Genomic DNA, 14,809 nt, shown 5'->3' on the forward strand with positions numbered 1-14,809 from the left:
GGAGGGGACTGTCTGGGGCTGCTGGTGGACGGCCCGACGATCGGTGCGGACGACCGCTACGCGTTGGCCATGGCGCTTGCCCACGGCGCGGTGCTCGAGGAGATGTTGGAAGCCTTCAAGGACATGGCCGACCCGCGGGCCATGGTCGCGGCGGTGCTGTGGACGGGAACGATGTATCTGGTGCTCTGGACAGTGCCGAGCCGGTGAGCAAGGGGCTTGCCGCCGTGATGACGGCGACCCTGATTGTCTACCTGGGGGTGGATACGTTCTGGGGCCTGATTGAGGGCTTCCGGCGGCTGGTGGGCGAGGCGGACCGGGCCCGCACGTTCGACGAACTGCGCGAGGCAGGTGAGCGATACGGCAAGGTGATGGGGCGGAACGCGGCGCGCGCTTTCGCCATGCTGGCCACGGTGGCCATCGGGAACACGGCTTCGGGGTTTGCGGGCAGGGTGCCGGTGCTACCGGGCTCGGCGCACGCATCCATGCAGGCGGGTTCCCGGGCGGGGATCGTGCTGTCCGCCGTGGGAGAAGTACAGACGGTGACGGTGAGTGGCGAAGCGATCACCATGGCGCTCGCTCCTGACGTGGTTGCCGCGATGGCACGGGCGCCGGAAGGCGCTGCAGTCGGGCCTGTGGATGCGAAGGGACATGACCACCACATCGCGACGGACAAGTGGTGGGACTCCACGAACAGTGGTGGTCCGTGGTCGCCGCAATTTCAGACGCTCTTCGACAAAGCGGGTATGTCGCTGAACGACCCGGCCAACATCGTCAACGTCAAAGGTCACAAGGGGCTGCACCCGCGGCAGTACCACGAGGAGGTTTTTGAACGATTGGTGGAAGCAACGGAAGATTGTCTGACCATGCAGCAGTGTCGAGAGTTGCTGACGGCAGAGTTGCGGAGATTGGCGCGAGAAATCGTGACGCCAAACACCAAGTTGAACAAGCTGGTGACTCGCGCGGAATGATGGAATGGTGATGTCAGGTATGTCTCCACGCTACTTCAAGCTTTCGCCCGGTGTTGTTCCCGGGGGATGGGCCCTGGGCATTCCCACGAACCTGGACGGGACGGAAGTCGAGAACCCATGGATGTTCAAGAAGGGGACACGACTCGACGCTCCCATGCGCTTGCGGATGCCCGTGGCACGTCCCGGGAGCGCTGTTGATTTCAGCCTCGCGGGGATTGGCACCCCGGTTGTTCACACCAAGGTTGCCTCGCTCTTGGAGGAATTGGCGCCCGATGATGTTCAGTTCATTCCGGTCGAGATAGAGGAGCAGCCTGAGCAGTTCTCCATCCTTGTTGTTGCCCGACTTGTCCGATGTATCGACGACGCCGCGTCAGCCGAGGTGGAGTATTGGAAGCCCGAGGACGGGCGCCCGGAGAAAGTCGGGCAATACCGCAAGGTGTCCGGGATGCGCATCAATGCGGCGGCAGTGGGGGATGCGAAGGTGTTCCGGACTAGGGGGTGGTCCATTGCCGTTGTTGTTTCCGAAGACATCAAGGATGCTTTGGAGCGCATCGGTGTGACCGGAATGCAATTCACCGAGGTCTAGCCGCGCTGGAGGGACGAGCCGTGACATCGCGGCCTGGAGTGGCTCCGCGTACCCGTCTAGGGTGCGCCCCCTCCTATCGTCGAAGCCATCGAACCCGAGGAGATGCGCATGTCGGCTCCGGCTGCGGAAGACGGAACAGCCGAGCGCGGTACAGGGGTCCTGGGGCTCCTGCGGCACAACGCCGCGTTCCGCGCGCTGTGGTCCGCGCGAGTCATCTCCTTCACCGGGGACTCGCTCAGCCTCGTGGCGCTGATGCTCCATGTCGCCGGCAGCACCGGGCAGGCGCTCGCGGTGTCGCTGCTCCTGCTCGTCGGTGACTTCGCGCCGGCGCTGCTGGGCCCCATCACCGGCGCCGTGAGCGATCGCTTCGACCTCAAGCGGGTGATGATTGCCTGCGAGCTCATCCAGGGCGTGGTGCTCCTCCTCATCGCGCTGCTCCTGCCGCCGCTGCCCGTCCTCCTCGCCCTGGTGGCCGTCCGCGCCGTCGCCGGCCAGGTGTTCCAGCCCGCGTCTCGCGCGGCCGTACCGGCGCTGGTGCCCGAGCGCGCACTGGAGACCGCCAACTCCACCCTCGGTTTCGGCACCAACTCCGCCGAGGCGCTCGGCCCATTTGTCGCGGCGGCGCTACTGCCCTTCATCGGCGTCCGGGGCGTGCTCCTCGTGGACGCCGCGTCGTTCCTCCTCTCGGCGGTACTGCTGGCCTCCGTGCCATCCCTGCCTCCCGCCGTGTCTCAGGAGCAGGGCCCACCCGTGTCACTCCTGCGTCAGGCGCGGCTGGGACTCGGCTACATCCTGTCGGCCCCCGCCGTCCGAGTCATCGGCTTGGGCTTCTGCGCCGTCGTCGCCTTCAACGGCGTGGACGATGTCGCGCTGGTGGTGCTGGCCAAGGAGACCTTCCGCGCCGGGGACTCCGCGGTCGGTCTGCTCCTGGGCTCCGTGGGCGTGGGGCTCGTGCTCGGCTACGCGCTGCTGGCGCGCTACGGCACGCGCGCGTCCATGCCGGTGCTGCTGCTCGCGGGGTTCGCCGTGAGCAGCGTGGGCAACCTCCTCACCGGGCTGGCCTGGGCCGTCTCCGCCGCGCTGGCGATGCAGACCGTGCGCGGCCTGGGAATCGCGGCGATGGACGTGGCCACCAACACCCTCATCCAGCGCGTGGTGCCTCCAGGGATGCTCGGCCGCGTCTTCGGCAACCTCTACGGCGCCATCGGCGTGGCCGCCGCCCTGTCCTACGTCGGTGGCGGCCTGCTGCTCGACGCCACCTCCGCTCCGACGACCCTCATCGTCGCCGGAGCGGGGGGCACGCTGGCCACGCTCCTCGTGGCCTTCTCGCTGCCGGGGGCACTCAGGAAGAGCCTCGCGGCTCCAGAGGCCCCACGGTCCGAGCCCTAGTCAGACGAGCCGCTTCCCTCTCGCCAGCTCCAGGCCGAGCAGATTGCCCCGGAAGTGGATGGGGTCCAGCAACACCTTGCGAATCCTCCACCCCTCGGCCGTCTTCTCCAGGTCGTGCGTGTAGCGGATGACCACCGTCCACTCCTGCACGACGCCGTTCAGGGGGAAGAAGTGGCCCACGTCCGCGTAGGCCATCGCCTGGGCCTCGGTGGCGCTCTTGAAGTGCGTTCGCACCGTGTTCGCCGTCGCGTGCTGGACCCGGGTGAAGACGGCCAGGGCATCGCTGCCCAGCTTCGCTATCTGCTCGCGCGCCATGGTGATGGGCTCGCCCCCGAAAAGCCGGGTGTAGTCCGCGGTCATCTGGGGCGTGAAGCAATTCACCCAGCGGCTCCAGTCTCCCGTGTCCTTGCCGAAGTCGATGGCCTGCCCGTACTCGGCCACCAGCTCCTGCACGGCAATCCAGTCCAGCACGTACTGCAAATCCTGACCCTTCATGTTGGCGCGCCTCCGAGGTGAAGAGCCCGGAGCTTCCGCCGGATTTCCGCGTCAGGGAAATGGACGTTCCACCGGGAAACCTTCGCGACGCGGCGCGTTCCAGCGCGCCTGGAGGCGAGGGAACACCGCGCGGAAGGCGATGAACCACAGTGCTCCAGCGAGGACGTCGACGGCGTAGTGGTACCGCAGCACCAGCGTGGACAGCAGGATGGCCGCGGCGACAGGCAGCAGCGCGCGGAAGCGTCGCGGGTGCGCGAGCCGGTCATGCTCCAGCAGCACCAGCGTGATGTACGTGTGCAGGCTGGGGAAGATGTCGTACGCGGACGAGCCGCTCGCGACGACGGCCGCGTTCAGTTGCGTCAGCCAGCCGCCCTCGATGGGCACCGTGAACAGCTCCGGAAACGCCGCCGCGGGACCCAGTCCCGGCACCAGGTAGTACCCGGCGATGCCGGGCACGTACGCGGAGAACACGTGGACGAAGAAGCGCTCCGCTCGCGCGCGCGGGCCCACGACGGCCCATGCCATCGCGAGGTGCAGGTACGCGTGGAAGGCGAGGTAGCTCGCGCTGAACACGTCGTTCACCCACGGCGTGCTCCACCGCTGCAGCCACACGGCCGGAGTCACGCCGAACAACCGCACGTCGGCGGCGAGCAGCCACGCATCACGCGACGGCAGCCCGAGCGAGGGAACGGTGTGCTTCACGGAGGCATAGAAGAAGAACGTCGCCGCGTAGGCCAGCAGCAGCCGTGCGCGGAACGCATGGGGCCGTCCGTCCAGCCGCGCGAGCCCCGCCACGCCCATGATGAACAGGGCCGTCGCTCCCGTGACCTGGACCGTCACGGGCGTGCCGGGGCCCGCGAAGAGCAGGAGTGCCACGCTCAGGACCAGCCCGAAGCCGGCCAGCAGCACCTCGTGAAGGTACGGCCGCTCAGGCATCGGGAGTGACACTCCTCGCTTCACGCAGGAGCGAGCCCGTGACGACGCCGCGCACGAACGAGAAGTAGGAGGGAATGAAGGGAGCCCCCCGCGCGACGAGCTCCGGCCGCAGCGTCCGGTGCAGCTCGGGCAGGCTGTACCAGGGCACGCGCGGGTAGAGGTGGTGTTCGAGGTGGTAGTTCTCGTTGCACATGAAGAAGCGCGTCACCGGGTTGGACAGGATGGTGCGCGTGCCGCGGACCGGATGGTTGCTCTCCGGGAGGAACGTGTGCTGGCTCATCCCGCGGATGTTCACGAGCGTGTTGATGATGAGCATCGGGATGACCCACGCATGGAGCAGTACGTGCCCCGGCACGAAGGCCACCGCGAGCCCGGCGCCCACCACCAGCAGGGCCACCTCCAGCTCAATCCATCGCCGCTCGGAGGACGTCCCGTGCCGCCAGCCGAGGATGGGAATCATCGTGATGTACGCGGGATACCCGGCCAGCAGCCGGCCCACGTGCATCAACATCTCCAGCCACCGCCGCCCGGTGTAGTTCGCGTAGTGGTCCGGGTCCTTCCCGCCGCCCAGGTCGCGATGGTGCCGCAGGTGCAGGACCTTGTAGGCCGCGAAGTTCTGCAGCACGGGCAGCGCGCACACCACGCCGCCCAGGTGGTTGAGCCACCGGCGGCGCGACAGGCTGCCGTGGACCGCCTCGTGCGTGAACAGGCTGATGCCATGGAGCGACGCCGCGGCGACGAGGTACAGCCCCGTGCGCGCGAGCCACACCGGCACCTCGGAATTCCCCGCGAGCAGCACGGCCAGCGCCGCACTGGCCACGTAGAGCGCGAGGAACAGGAGGAGCCGGGGAACGTGGCGGGCGTCGACCTGCTCGAGCTCGCGCAACCGAGCGGCGGGAAGTGATTCTGTCAGGAGCGGCATGATGGGGTCGGTGCGCTTCACCATGCCATACAGTCAAACCTGTTCGAGCTCGCGCAACCGAGCGGGAAGTGACTCTGTCAGTTGCGGCAATGGTTCAGTGCTCTCCCCATGCCATACATTCGAATCAGACGCCGATGTCACCTCCCATCGCGCGTGCCTCCCCGTGAGCCCAACGCCGTACAAATTGAAGTTCGCAGTCGTCCGTGAAGACCCGGAGCTGGAGCAGGCGCTCATCGAGCGCACGAAGGCCCGCGCCGTCCTCACCGTCGCCTCCGGAGGCTGCACCCTCCTCACGCTGGCGAAGCGCCACCCCACGCTGGAGCTGGTGGGCTTCGACTTCAACCCGCGCCAGCTCGCTCACGTGAAGGAGAAGGCGGACAGCCTCGGCCGCGTGCCGCTGGAGCGGCTCAACGTGGGTGACACGAACCCGGCCGGCCTGAACCAGCGCGGCGAGTTCGAGTATCTCTTCCACACGCTCCGCCGCTTCATCGATACGTTCGTCGCCCCAGCGTCCGAGCTGTCGGCCTTCTTCGAGCCGGCCACCTCCACCACGGAGCGCGGTGCGATGCTGGCCCGCTGGCGTGCCTCGCCGTACTGGCAGGTGGCGTTCGAGCTCTCCTTCTCGGACACGTTCCTCCGCGCCATGTTCGGCCCGGCGGCGACGCAGCACGCGGTGCCGGGCTCCTACCCGGACTACTTCCAGGCCGTGTTCGAGCGAGGACTCCAGCGCGAGGACGCCGCGCGCAATCCGTTCCTCCAGCACGTGCTGCTCGGCGCGTACCGCGCGGAGGACATGCCGGAGTACCTGCGCGCGGAGCAGCCGTTGCCGGTGACGCTCGTGCAGGGCTCGCTCCCCGACGTGCCCGGCCTGGGGCGCTTCGACGTCATCTCGCTCTCCAACATCTTCGACTGGTCGGACGACGCGCTCGTCGCGGACTGGGCCGCGCTGCTGTCCCGCGAGGCGCGGCCGGGCTGCGCCATCCTCTGCCGGCAGCTCAACAACCGGCGCGACCTCCGGCGCTTCTTCGAGCCGGCATTCCAGTTCGACGACGCGCTCGGGGCGGAGCTGCTCGCGAAGGACCGCAGCCTCTTCTACGAGCGCATCGAGGTCGGCTTCCGAAGGGCCACGGGCCCATGAGCGGCGTGCGCTTCATCGTCGCGCGGCCCGACTCGCTTGGGCCCTACGTGGAGCGGCTTCGCCGGCTGGAGCGGAGCATCCTCTATCCGCTCGCGGACGGGGCCGACCACTTCTTCATCGACCACGGGCCCGAGTACCACCCCTTCTTCTCCTCCATGGGGGACGCGTACTTCCTGCTCGTCCTTCGCGGTGACGAGCTGCTCGGCTCGGTAACCGGGGTGGTCCGTCAGGTCCACCGGGGCGGCCGGACGTTCCAGGCGCTCTACATCTGCGACCTCAAGCTGGCGGAGCACGCGCGCGGCAAGGGATTGTCTCGGCGGCTCATCTTCGAGGGGCTTACGCACCTCTTCCGCATCCCCGCGCTGCGCCGCACCCGCTTCCTCTACGGCGCGGCCATGCGGGGCGCGAGGGGCGATGTCATGCGCACCGCGCGAGGCTGGAATCCGCTGCGGATGGGCCGGCCCGCGAGCCGGCTCGCGCTCTACTTCGTGCCGCCCTCCAAGCTGGCGGAGCTGGACACCCGTGGCGGCCCCGTGCTGCCGGTGGAGGATGGGCTGTGCCTCGGACCCGCGCCGGGCCGGCGGCTCGAAGGGGCGGGGTGGTGCACCACGGCGGGGAGCAAGGACCTCCAGCGGCTGTCGACGGGCAGTCCCTGGCCGCTCGTCCACCTCGCCGCGCCGCCAACCGCGTGGACACACGGCTGGGCGGAGTACCTGCGCGCGTGTGGCGCGGAGCTCGCGGCACGGGGCGGGGACGCGCTCGCCTGCTTCAGCATCGACGAACGATTGCGGAACCACATCGGCTGGCTGCGGGACGCGGGCGTTCCGGCCGACTCGGTGTGCACTGTCTATTCCCTCGACCTGACCTTTCCAGTGGAGCCACCAGCATGGGTGCACCTTCCCTCGTCCGAAATCTGAAGCTGCGCCAGCGCATCGCCTCGCTGAAGGTGGAGTGGAACGCGCTGGAGTGGCCCTACCTGCGCGCGCTGCGGGACGGCTCGCTGTCACGCGAGGACTTCGTCGAGACGCAGCTCCACTTCTTCGCCGCCGTCGCGCACTTCTCCCGGCCCATGGCCGTGCTCGCCAGCCGGCTGCCGCGTCCCGACCTGCGCCTGCCGCTGGTGGAGAACGTCTTCGACGAGCACGGGCGCGGGGAGCTGGGGCACGGCCATGAGCGCACGTTCCGCCTCCTCCTGGAGCGGCTGGGCGCGGACCTGTCCCGGGTGGGGCGCGCGCACTGGCCGGAGGTGCAGGCCTTCAACGCCGCGCTGACCGGTGTCTCCACGTTCGACAGTCCGCTCACCGGGCTCGCCATGTTCGGCGTCATCGAGGACCTGTTCAGCGGCATCTCGCTGGAGCTGGGGCGCGGCATCGTCTCGCGCGGGTGGCTGCCGGCGGACAAGGTGGCTCACTACCCCACGCACGCGACGCTCGACGAGGAGCACGCGGACGGCTTCTACCGCCAGCTCGACGCACCCTACGAGACGGATGCCCGCTCCGCGAGCGAGGTCGAGCAGGGACTGCTGCTGGGGGGACACCTCTTCCAGCGGCTCTACGAGGACCTGTACCGGGCGCGTCATCGACGCGACGGGGCCCCGGGCCGGTGAGGCGCGCTCACCTGGGGGCGAGGAGCTTCAGGCCCGCGGCGACCGCCAGACATCCGAGCGCCACCACGTCCGCGATGACCACCCGCTGGACGGGCGCGTTGTAGCTCCCCACCGTCCAGGCCAGTCCGATGAAGGTGGCGGCACTGAGCGCCCCCACGATGATGGCCGCCATCTGCAGGTGGGGGGTGAAGGCGGCGACGAGCAGGAACATCCCCAGCAGCCCGAAGAGCACCGCCCGGTGGCGCATGAGGATTTCCATGTCCGGCCCCGCGACCGACACCCCGTACATGGCGGCCAGCTGCTCCGGCCCGCGCACTCCGTTCAGCGGCAGCAGGTGGATGATTCCCGCGACAATCAGCATGGCCGAGACGACCTTCCCCGACATGGACGCTCCTCTCACATTCCGTGTGACCGAGCATGGCCGCACGTTCAGCCGCGCGGCAATTACCAGGGAGGTCATGGCGCAGCCCCGGCATGCTCTAGTGCGGCCATGGACGAGAAGCGCTACCGCATCCCGGCGGGGTTCCACCGGGTGGAGCAGGACATCGAGCGGAGCCGCTTCATCACCACGGTGGCCCACGCGCCGACGGTGGAGGAGGCGAAGGCCTTCATCGCCCGCGTCCGCGAGGAGTTCCAGGACGCGAACCACAACTGCTGGGCCTACGTCGTGGGCCCGCCGGGCTCCACGGCCCAGGTGGGGATGAGTGACGACGGTGAGCCCCACGGCACGGCGGGCCGGCCCATGCTCACGGCGCTGCTCCACGGCGGCGTGGGAGACGTGGCCGTCGTCGTCACGCGCTACTTCGGAGGGACGCTGCTCGGCAAGGGCGGCCTGGTGCGTGCCTACACCGGCAGCGTCCAGCAGGGGCTGGAGGCCCTCCCCACCACGGAGCGTGTGCGCAAGGTCCGACTCGCCGTCGAGCTGGAGTACGCGAGCATCGACGGCTTCCGCCGGATGCTGCCCGAGCACGAGGCGCAGGTGCTTTCGGAGGAGTACGCCGCGACGGTGGGCTACCGGGTGGAGCTTCCCGTCACCCGGGTGGACGCCTTCCGGACCGCGTTGACGGACCTGACATTGGGGCAGGTCCTCATCGAGACGCTGGAGTCCGAAGGTTGACCGGGGGCCCCGCAGGGGTGAGCCTCCAGTGCGATGAGCGCAGGTCCCGACCTCTTCTCCGCTTCCGTCGATATGAACCGCTTCGCGCCGCTGGCCGAGCGGATGCGCCCTCGCACGCCCGATGAGTTCATCGGCCAGGGCCACCTGTTGGGCCCGGGCGCGCCGCTGCGTCAGCTCATGGAGCGCAGGTCCATCGTGTCGTCCCTGTTCTGGGGCCCGCCGGGCGTGGGCAAGACGACGCTGGCGCGCATGCTGGCGTCGAGCGTGGACGCGGAGTTCGTCATCCTCTCCGCCGTGTCCGACGGCATCCCCCGCATCCGCGAGGTGGTGGCCGAGGCGGAGCTCCAGCGCAACCGCTACTCCCGCCGCACGGTGCTCTTCGTCGACGAAATCCACCGCTGGGCGAAGAACGTCCAGGAGCAGGCGCTCCCCCATGTGGAGAGTGGATTGCTCGTGCTGCTCGGCGCCACCACGGAGAACGTCAGCTTCGAGGTGCGGCCCGCCCTCGTCAGCCGGTGCCGTGTGTTCCAGCTCAAGGAGCTGACGCTCGCGGACATCCAGACGGCCATCACCCGCGCGCTCACGGACGAGAAGCGGGGGCTCGGCTCGCGCAAGCTGACGATTGGCGAGGAGGCGCTGACGCTGCTGGCGAGGGGGGGCGCGGGTGACGTGCGCAAGGCGCTCGGCGCGCTGGAGCTGGCGGCGAACCTCACCGGGGACGGCGAGGAGATTACGGTCGCGACGGCGCGCGAGGCCGTGGGCACCAGCCTGTCACGGCACGACAAGGACGGGGACGAGCACTTTGATTTGCTGCGCGCGCTGCAGAAGTCCTGCCGGGGCTCCAACGCGCAGGGCGCCATCTTCTGGGCGGCGAAGCTGCTCCAGACGGGCGACGTGGTGTCGCTGTGGCGCCGGCTGAAGGTGATTGCCGTGGAGGACGTGGGCATGGCCATGCCCGAGGCCATCACCATCGTCCGGGCCTGCGAGGAGGGCTTCCACTCGGTGGGGATGCCGGAGGGACGGCTCTTCGTCGCGCACGCGGTGGTGACGCTGGCCACCGCGAAGAAGAGCAACCGCGCCTACCAGGCGATGAACGCCGCGCTGGAGGCGCTGGAGCAGCACCCCAACCTCGGGCCGCCGATGCACCTGCGCAACGCGCCCACGGAGCTGATGAAGGAGCTGGGCCACGGCAAGGGCTACCAGGTGCCGTGGAACTCCCCGGGCCACTACGTGCCCGGACAGACGTACCTGCCGCCGCCGCTGGAGCGCGCCGTCTTCTACCGCCCGAGCAAGGAAGGCTACGAGGCGGAGGTCCACGAGCGCATGACGCAGTGGTGGCGCGAGGACAAGGGCGCCAAGGGCGGCGAGTAGCCTGGAGGAATCATTCCTCCAGGCCCAGCAGGGCACCGCGAGGGCTCAGTACTTCAACCCGGGCACGAGCGCGCCGGTCGTCCATCCACGGCCGTTCGCGTTGAAGATGCCCACGCCGTAGTTCTTGCCGCGCGCCTCGATGGTGCGCCCGTCGCCGAGGCTGATGGCGACGTGGCCGGGACGGAACAGCAGCGCGCCGCGCGTGCGCAGCGCCTCGGACACGGAGATGGTGGTGCCCTTCTGCTTGCAGTGCGGCAGCTGGTTCATCGTCCCATCGGGAATCTTCACGCCCACCTGGTGGGCCGCCCACTGCACCAGCTCCGAGCAGTCGAACGCCTTCGGGTTCTTGTCGTTGAGGTTGACCTCGGTGCCGAAGATGTAGCGGTCGCCCTTCTGCGCGAGCGCGCGCTGCACGAAGGCCTCCGCGGTGCCGCGGCCCGCGGCCGGCGGGTTGTTCGTGGGCGGCTTCGTGTTGCCCGCGCGCAGCTTCGCCCACGTCTTCGGTCCGACGATGCCGTCCGCCTCCAGCCCCTTGGCGCGCTGGAAGGCCTTCACCGCGGCCTCCGTCTTCGGGCCGAACTGGCCATCAATCGGGCCGGGCTTGAAGCCGGCGGCGGACAGGCGGCGCTGCAGGTCCGTCACCGCGGGGCCCTTCGAGCCCTCGCGCAGGGTGGGAGGCAGGGCGGAAGCGGCCGCGGCGGCGGAGATGCTCCGGGCGCGGGAAGCGGAAATGGTCGTCATGGGGGAACTCCTCGAGCCGGCGGGGGGCGGCCCTTTCCCGGATTATCCGGACCAGCCCCCCGGGGTTGCTTGGACCCGGCGGATTTCAGGGGCTCCCCGTCCGGGGCACGAAGCGCAGGCCGAAGGCCCACGCGGGCACCGCCGTGGCACCGAAGCCCGCGCCCAGTCCGTACAGCACCTCGTCGAGCGGAACGCCCAGCAGCGTGCCCGGCAGCAGCAGGCTGGGCCTCCAGGTGCGCTCGAAGACGCCGGGCACCAGCGCGCCGAAGACGAGGCACAGCATCAGGTAGATGACGGCAGACACCCACGCTCCCAGCACGCTGGGAACCACGAGGTCCGGGCGCGCCAGCAGCAGGCCCGCGGAGACGCCCACCATGGCCACCACCGAGGCGTAGAGGATGGGGACCCCCACCGCGAGCAGCACCGCCACCACCGCCATCGCCAGCGCGAAGACACCCGCCACCCGCAGCCAGGGCCGCGAGACGGGCGCGCCCCGGGGCATGGGGGTCCTCCGGAACACGACGGCGTAGGCGGTCGATGCGAAGGCGCCCAGCCCCGAGACGAACAGCACGTCCTCGATGCCGAAGCCGATGCGGTCCGCCAGCCCGAAGAGGAAGTGGGGCGTCCAGTACTCCGGATAGAAGAGCCACTCCGTCGTGGCGAACGGCAGCGAGAGGCCCACCGTGCGTCGCATCAGCGGCCGCAGGTCCGGACGCGCGAGCCAGAAGCCCGCGCCCGGAAGCAGGAAGAGGAGCGACAGGAGGAGGAACTCGTGGCGCACGGTCGCCTCAGCGGACCGCCAGCCCGAGCAGCGGGAGGCACACCATGGCCACCGTCGCGGTGATGGCGGCGGCCACGCGGACCAGGATGCGCCGCGAGCCGGGCGGCGCGGGACGGACGAGCACCACGCCCACCGCCGCGAGCGCGGGCAGCAGCAGCCACGCATCCGCGCGCAGCCCCACCGCCCGCAGCCCGAGCGGCGCCAGGGCCAGCGTGAGGACATTCAGCGCCACGATGACCCACGCGGCCCGCTCTCCGCCCACGCGTGCGGGCAGCGTGAGCTTGCGGCTCTCGCGGTCCGACGGCTCGTCGGGCAGCGCGGTGGCGATGGCGCAGCCCAGGTGCGTGGGCAGCAGGCATGCGACGAGCCACCATGGAAAGCCGCCGAGGTCTCCGCCCTGCGCCACGTAGCCGTAGAGCGGCAGCACGCCGCTCACGCCCACCATCTGCAGCAATTCGCCGCCACCCCGGTAGGAGAGCCGGACCGGCGGGTAGCTGTAGGCCCACAGCAGCGCCACCGCCAGCAGCGCGAGGAGCACGAGCATCGGCGCGCCGCGCGTCACCGCCAGCGCCACCGATACCGCGAGCAGCCCTCCGGCACAGCAGAGCGCGGCGATGCCGAGCGCCCGGGAAGACAGCCGCCCCTCCACCAGCACGCGCGAGCCGCCGGAGAAGAGGGTGGCCGTGCGGTTGCGGCGGTCCGTCTCCTGGTCCGCCTGGTCGTTGGCGTAGACGATGAAGAGCTGGTCGAGCACGCCGAAGAGCTGGACTCCCACCAGCACCCCGACGTCCAGCGGCTGTCCCGAGAGGCGGACCGCGGCGAGCTGTCCGAGCAGCAGCGGGAGCGCGATATAGGACTGGGACGGCAGCCGCGAGGCCTGGAGCCAGGCCCGGAGCGCCGTCATGAGGGCGTGCCCCGAGACAGCCCCAGGCGGCGCGCCGTCTCCGTGCGCAGGTCGGCGAAGGGAAGGTTCCACCGGGGCTCGCCGTCCATCCGCCACGCCTTCACGGGGATGAGGTCCTCGCGGGCGAGCGCCTGGTGCAGCCGCAGCTCCTCCTCCGGCTCCCGCGAGAAGCCGAAGGGATTGCGGAACTCCGCGCCCTGGAGCCGCGAGTACTTCGCATCGTCCTGGGCGACGAGCGCGAGCAGCTCACCCCGCCGGACCTCGAGGTAGTCCAGGAAGGGCGCGTCGAAGGGGTGGATGCTCGCGCGCGACGTGGGCTCGCGCGTCACCCAGCGGGCCCAATCGAAGCCGAAGAAGAAGTCGTGCGCGTAGCGGAAGCGCAGCGGCGAGCCGAGGCCGAAGCCGTGGCACAGCGCCACCACCCGGCGCGTGAAGACCTCCATCTCGCGCGGCCCCCCGGAGTCCCACAGGCACCGCGCCGGATAGTCGAGGTCCCAGAAGATGTTGTCCGGGAAGCTCTCCGCGAGCGCCCGGATGATGGCGCACAGGCCCCGCGTGAAGGCCCGCAGGCGCGCCTCGTCATGGCTGCCCGCCGTCACCCGCTCGGCCAGCTCGCGCGGCGTGGGCGCGAGAGGCCGGTCCGGCGCGAGCGAGGCCCGTGCGCCGAGCAGCGGCTCCACTCGGTCCAGGGATTCAGCCAGCTCGTTCGGCAGCCGCGTCATGCCGTCCCTCCTCGCGACCCGGGCCCACCGACGAGGAGCATGCCAGACAGCGCGAGCGTCCCCCACCAGATGGCGCGGTGCAGCTCCAGCTTGTACGCGGACTGCGCGCCGAAGGCATTCGTCACCGCGCCCGGACTGCGGCGCCAGACGCGGACCGCGAAGAACAGCACCAGCGCGGCGGCGGGAATGACGGTGACGGGTGAGAGGCCGGCGTGGAACGCCCACGGCGCCGCGAGCCACAGGAGCGCTCCGAGCACCAGCAGCCCCTCCGCGCCGCGCCGCGCCGCCGCGTTGCCCCGGAGCGAGGCCCAGGTGCGCTTGCCTCCCGCGCGGTCGCTCTCCTCGTCCGACAGGCCGCTGGCCAGGGCGCTCGACAGCGACAGCGACAGCAGCCCCGGCGCCAGCGCCACCAGCTCCGGCGGGGCCCACTGGCCGCACTGCGCATAGGCGTGCAGGGCGGGGAGGATGCCGCCGACGCCCACCATCTCCAACAGCTCGCCGCCGCCCCGGTAGTTGATGCGCAGGGGCGGCAGCGTGTACGCGACGAAGGCGAACAGGGCCAGCGCCGTCAGGGGCAGCAGCAGCGGGCGCCCCAGCGCGGCGCCGGCCACCGCGGCCACCGCCAGCGCCACGCCTCCGGCGCCGAGCCCCGCGGTGAGCAGGGCGCTCGCGGGGAGGATGCCGTCCGGAATCGTCTTGGGCGAGCCGGCCTGGGGGAACATGCGCCGCTTGAGCGCGTCCACCGGGCGGTCACCCCAGTCGTTGAGCAGGACGATGAAGGCGACGTCCGCCACCATCCACAGCGCGCCGAAGGCGAGCGCCCCCGGAGAGAGGCGCTCCGCGTGGGCGGCGCCCACCGCCTGTCCGAAGAGTGCGGGGACGAACACCTTTGGCCAGCTCGCGGGCTTGAGGGCGTACCACCATCTCGCCGTGGGGCTCATTGACTCGACGTGCATGCGTCCCGGCTCTCCCTCCGCGGTCCGAAGGTTCCGCACTCCCGGCGGCACCGTCAACGTTTCACTCCCTCCAAGCGCCATGCCCAGAACCGATGTGGGGGGTGAGCTTTGCGCTTGCTCGCCCACCGCCCGGTTCCTATCTCCCAAGGAGGCCCCCTTCCCTGGAGTCCCCATGGC

16 protein-coding genes and 1 pseudogene are annotated in these 14,809 nt (G+C 70.2%); 8 read left to right on the plus strand and 9 right to left on the minus strand.

What is annotated here, in order from left to right; genetic code table 11:
* The 3 genes and pseudogenes from HG543_RS56880 to HG543_RS41905 form a co-directional block, all read left to right on the plus strand.
* Window positions 1-968 (plus strand): annotated as a pseudogene (locus tag HG543_RS56880) (AHH domain-containing protein); the annotation flags it as partial.
* A gap of 19 nt (window positions 969-987) precedes the next feature.
* On the plus strand, window positions 988-1,554 hold the full coding sequence (locus HG543_RS41900; RefSeq protein WP_169350547.1) for an imm11 family protein: 567 nt from the start codon (window positions 988-990) through the stop codon (window positions 1,552-1,554).
* Window positions 1,555-1,662: 108 nt separating this feature from the next.
* The gene (locus tag HG543_RS41905) at window positions 1,663-2,943 is read left to right on the plus strand and encodes an MFS transporter (protein ID WP_169350548.1); all 1,281 of its coding nucleotides are present in this window, start codon (window positions 1,663-1,665) and stop codon (window positions 2,941-2,943) included.
* Here HG543_RS41905 and HG543_RS41910 read toward each other — a convergent pair whose 3' ends face one another.
* The 3 genes from HG543_RS41910 to HG543_RS41920 are packed head-to-tail and all read right to left on the minus strand — an operon-like array spanning window position 2,944 to window position 5,320.
* Window positions 2,944-3,438, minus strand: coding sequence for a nuclear transport factor 2 family protein (locus tag HG543_RS41910; RefSeq protein ID WP_169350549.1), 495 nt, complete (start codon window positions 3,436-3,438; stop codon window positions 2,944-2,946). It abuts the gene before it with no gap.
* A gap of 51 nt (window positions 3,439-3,489) precedes the next feature.
* Entirely contained in the window at window positions 3,490-4,374 is an 885-nt protein-coding gene (locus tag HG543_RS41915; protein ID WP_169350550.1) for a phosphatase PAP2 family protein, read from the minus strand.
* A complete protein-coding gene (locus tag HG543_RS41920) occupies window positions 4,367-5,320 on the minus strand; it encodes a fatty acid desaturase family protein (RefSeq protein WP_246357683.1) in 954 nt (317 codons plus the stop codon). Before HG543_RS41920 ends, HG543_RS41915 begins: the two co-directional genes overlap by 8 nt.
* A 160-nt stretch (window positions 5,321-5,480) precedes the next feature.
* Between HG543_RS41920 and HG543_RS41925 the strand changes: the two genes are divergently transcribed.
* From HG543_RS41925 to HG543_RS41935, 3 genes are read left to right on the plus strand one after another with little or no spacing between them, the layout of a single operon-like run.
* On the plus strand, window positions 5,481-6,434 hold the full coding sequence (locus HG543_RS41925; RefSeq protein WP_246357684.1) for a DUF3419 family protein: 954 nt from the start codon (window positions 5,481-5,483) through the stop codon (window positions 6,432-6,434).
* On the plus strand, window positions 6,431-7,351 hold the full coding sequence (locus HG543_RS41930) for a GNAT family protein (RefSeq protein ID WP_169350552.1): 921 nt from the start codon (window positions 6,431-6,433) through the stop codon (window positions 7,349-7,351). The genes HG543_RS41925 and HG543_RS41930 overlap by 4 nt, the downstream gene beginning before the upstream one ends.
* Window positions 7,321-8,040 (plus strand): iron-containing redox enzyme family protein, encoded by a 720-nt coding sequence (locus HG543_RS41935; RefSeq protein WP_169350553.1) that lies wholly within the window; start codon window positions 7,321-7,323, stop codon window positions 8,038-8,040. Before HG543_RS41930 ends, HG543_RS41935 begins: the two co-directional genes overlap by 31 nt.
* Before the next feature lie 7 nt (window positions 8,041-8,047).
* Here the strand turns inward: HG543_RS41935 and HG543_RS41940 are convergent, their stop codons facing one another.
* The gene (locus tag HG543_RS41940) at window positions 8,048-8,425 is read right to left on the minus strand and encodes a phosphopantetheine adenylyltransferase (RefSeq protein ID WP_169350554.1); all 378 of its coding nucleotides are present in this window, start codon (window positions 8,423-8,425) and stop codon (window positions 8,048-8,050) included.
* A gap of 105 nt (window positions 8,426-8,530) precedes the next feature.
* On the opposite strand from HG543_RS41940, the gene HG543_RS41945 reads away from it, so the two are divergent.
* Both HG543_RS41945 and HG543_RS41950 read left to right on the plus strand, forming a co-directional pair.
* Window positions 8,531-9,157: a YigZ family protein gene (locus tag HG543_RS41945; protein ID WP_169350555.1), complete on the plus strand. Its 627-nt coding sequence runs from the start codon at window positions 8,531-8,533 to the stop codon at window positions 9,155-9,157.
* Between the two features lie 33 nt (window positions 9,158-9,190).
* On the plus strand, window positions 9,191-10,528 hold the full coding sequence (locus tag HG543_RS41950; RefSeq protein WP_169350556.1) for a replication-associated recombination protein A: 1,338 nt from the start codon (window positions 9,191-9,193) through the stop codon (window positions 10,526-10,528).
* Between the two features lie 45 nt (window positions 10,529-10,573).
* On the opposite strand, the gene HG543_RS56605 is transcribed toward HG543_RS41950, so the two are convergent.
* From HG543_RS56605 to HG543_RS41975, 5 genes are all read right to left on the minus strand, one after another.
* Window positions 10,574-11,269 (minus strand): C40 family peptidase, encoded by a 696-nt coding sequence (locus HG543_RS56605; protein WP_211194527.1) that lies wholly within the window; start codon window positions 11,267-11,269, stop codon window positions 10,574-10,576.
* An 85-nt stretch (window positions 11,270-11,354) separates the two neighbouring features.
* The gene (locus tag HG543_RS41960) at window positions 11,355-12,050 is read right to left on the minus strand and encodes a lycopene cyclase domain-containing protein (protein ID WP_169350557.1); all 696 of its coding nucleotides are present in this window, start codon (window positions 12,048-12,050) and stop codon (window positions 11,355-11,357) included.
* Between the two features lie 7 nt (window positions 12,051-12,057).
* The gene (locus HG543_RS41965) at window positions 12,058-12,954 is read right to left on the minus strand and encodes a prenyltransferase (RefSeq protein WP_169350558.1); all 897 of its coding nucleotides are present in this window, start codon (window positions 12,952-12,954) and stop codon (window positions 12,058-12,060) included.
* Window positions 12,951-13,676 carry a ferrochelatase gene (locus HG543_RS41970; RefSeq protein WP_169350559.1) on the minus strand — a complete coding sequence of 242 codons (726 nt, stop codon included), beginning with the start codon at window positions 13,674-13,676 and terminating at the stop codon, window positions 12,951-12,953. Before HG543_RS41970 ends, HG543_RS41965 begins: the two co-directional genes overlap by 4 nt.
* Window positions 13,673-14,632, minus strand: coding sequence for a prenyltransferase (locus tag HG543_RS41975; RefSeq protein ID WP_169350560.1), 960 nt, complete (start codon window positions 14,630-14,632; stop codon window positions 13,673-13,675). Before HG543_RS41975 ends, HG543_RS41970 begins: the two co-directional genes overlap by 4 nt.
* Between the last annotated feature and the right edge of the window lie 177 nt (window positions 14,633-14,809).

Source organism: Pyxidicoccus fallax (genome assembly GCF_012933655.1).
In the GTDB taxonomy this organism is placed as follows: domain Bacteria; phylum Myxococcota; class Myxococcia; order Myxococcales; family Myxococcaceae; genus Myxococcus; species Myxococcus fallax.

Bases quoted from the DNA above. Each gene is read 5' to 3' on its own strand.
- HG543_RS41945 (WP_169350555.1), top strand. From the start codon at position 8,531: ATGGACGAGAAGCGCTACCGCATCCCGGCGGGGTTCCACCGGGTGGAG.
- HG543_RS41935 (WP_169350553.1), top strand. From the start codon at position 7,321: ATGGGTGCACCTTCCCTCGTCCGAAATCTGAAGCTGCGCCAGCGCATC.
- HG543_RS41965 (WP_169350558.1), bottom strand. From the start codon at position 12,954: ATGACGGCGCTCCGGGCCTGGCTCCAGGCCTCGCGGCTGCCGTCCCAG.
- HG543_RS56605 (WP_211194527.1), bottom strand. From the start codon at position 11,269: ATGACGACCATTTCCGCTTCCCGCGCCCGGAGCATCTCCGCCGCCGCG.
- HG543_RS41930 (WP_169350552.1), top strand. From the start codon at position 6,431: ATGAGCGGCGTGCGCTTCATCGTCGCGCGGCCCGACTCGCTTGGGCCC.
- HG543_RS41905 (WP_169350548.1), top strand. From the start codon at position 1,663: ATGTCGGCTCCGGCTGCGGAAGACGGAACAGCCGAGCGCGGTACAGGG.
- HG543_RS41920 (WP_246357683.1), bottom strand. From the start codon at position 5,320: ATGGTGAAGCGCACCGACCCCATCATGCCGCTCCTGACAGAATCACTT.
- HG543_RS41940 (WP_169350554.1), bottom strand. From the start codon at position 8,425: ATGTCGGGGAAGGTCGTCTCGGCCATGCTGATTGTCGCGGGAATCATC.
- HG543_RS41950 (WP_169350556.1), top strand. From the start codon at position 9,191: ATGAGCGCAGGTCCCGACCTCTTCTCCGCTTCCGTCGATATGAACCGC.
- HG543_RS41910 (WP_169350549.1), bottom strand. From the start codon at position 3,438: ATGAAGGGTCAGGATTTGCAGTACGTGCTGGACTGGATTGCCGTGCAG.
- HG543_RS41975 (WP_169350560.1), bottom strand. From the start codon at position 14,632: ATGCACGTCGAGTCAATGAGCCCCACGGCGAGATGGTGGTACGCCCTC.
- HG543_RS41970 (WP_169350559.1), bottom strand. From the start codon at position 13,676: ATGACGCGGCTGCCGAACGAGCTGGCTGAATCCCTGGACCGAGTGGAG.
- HG543_RS41900 (WP_169350547.1), top strand. From the start codon at position 988: ATGTCTCCACGCTACTTCAAGCTTTCGCCCGGTGTTGTTCCCGGGGGA.
- HG543_RS41915 (WP_169350550.1), bottom strand. From the start codon at position 4,374: ATGCCTGAGCGGCCGTACCTTCACGAGGTGCTGCTGGCCGGCTTCGGG.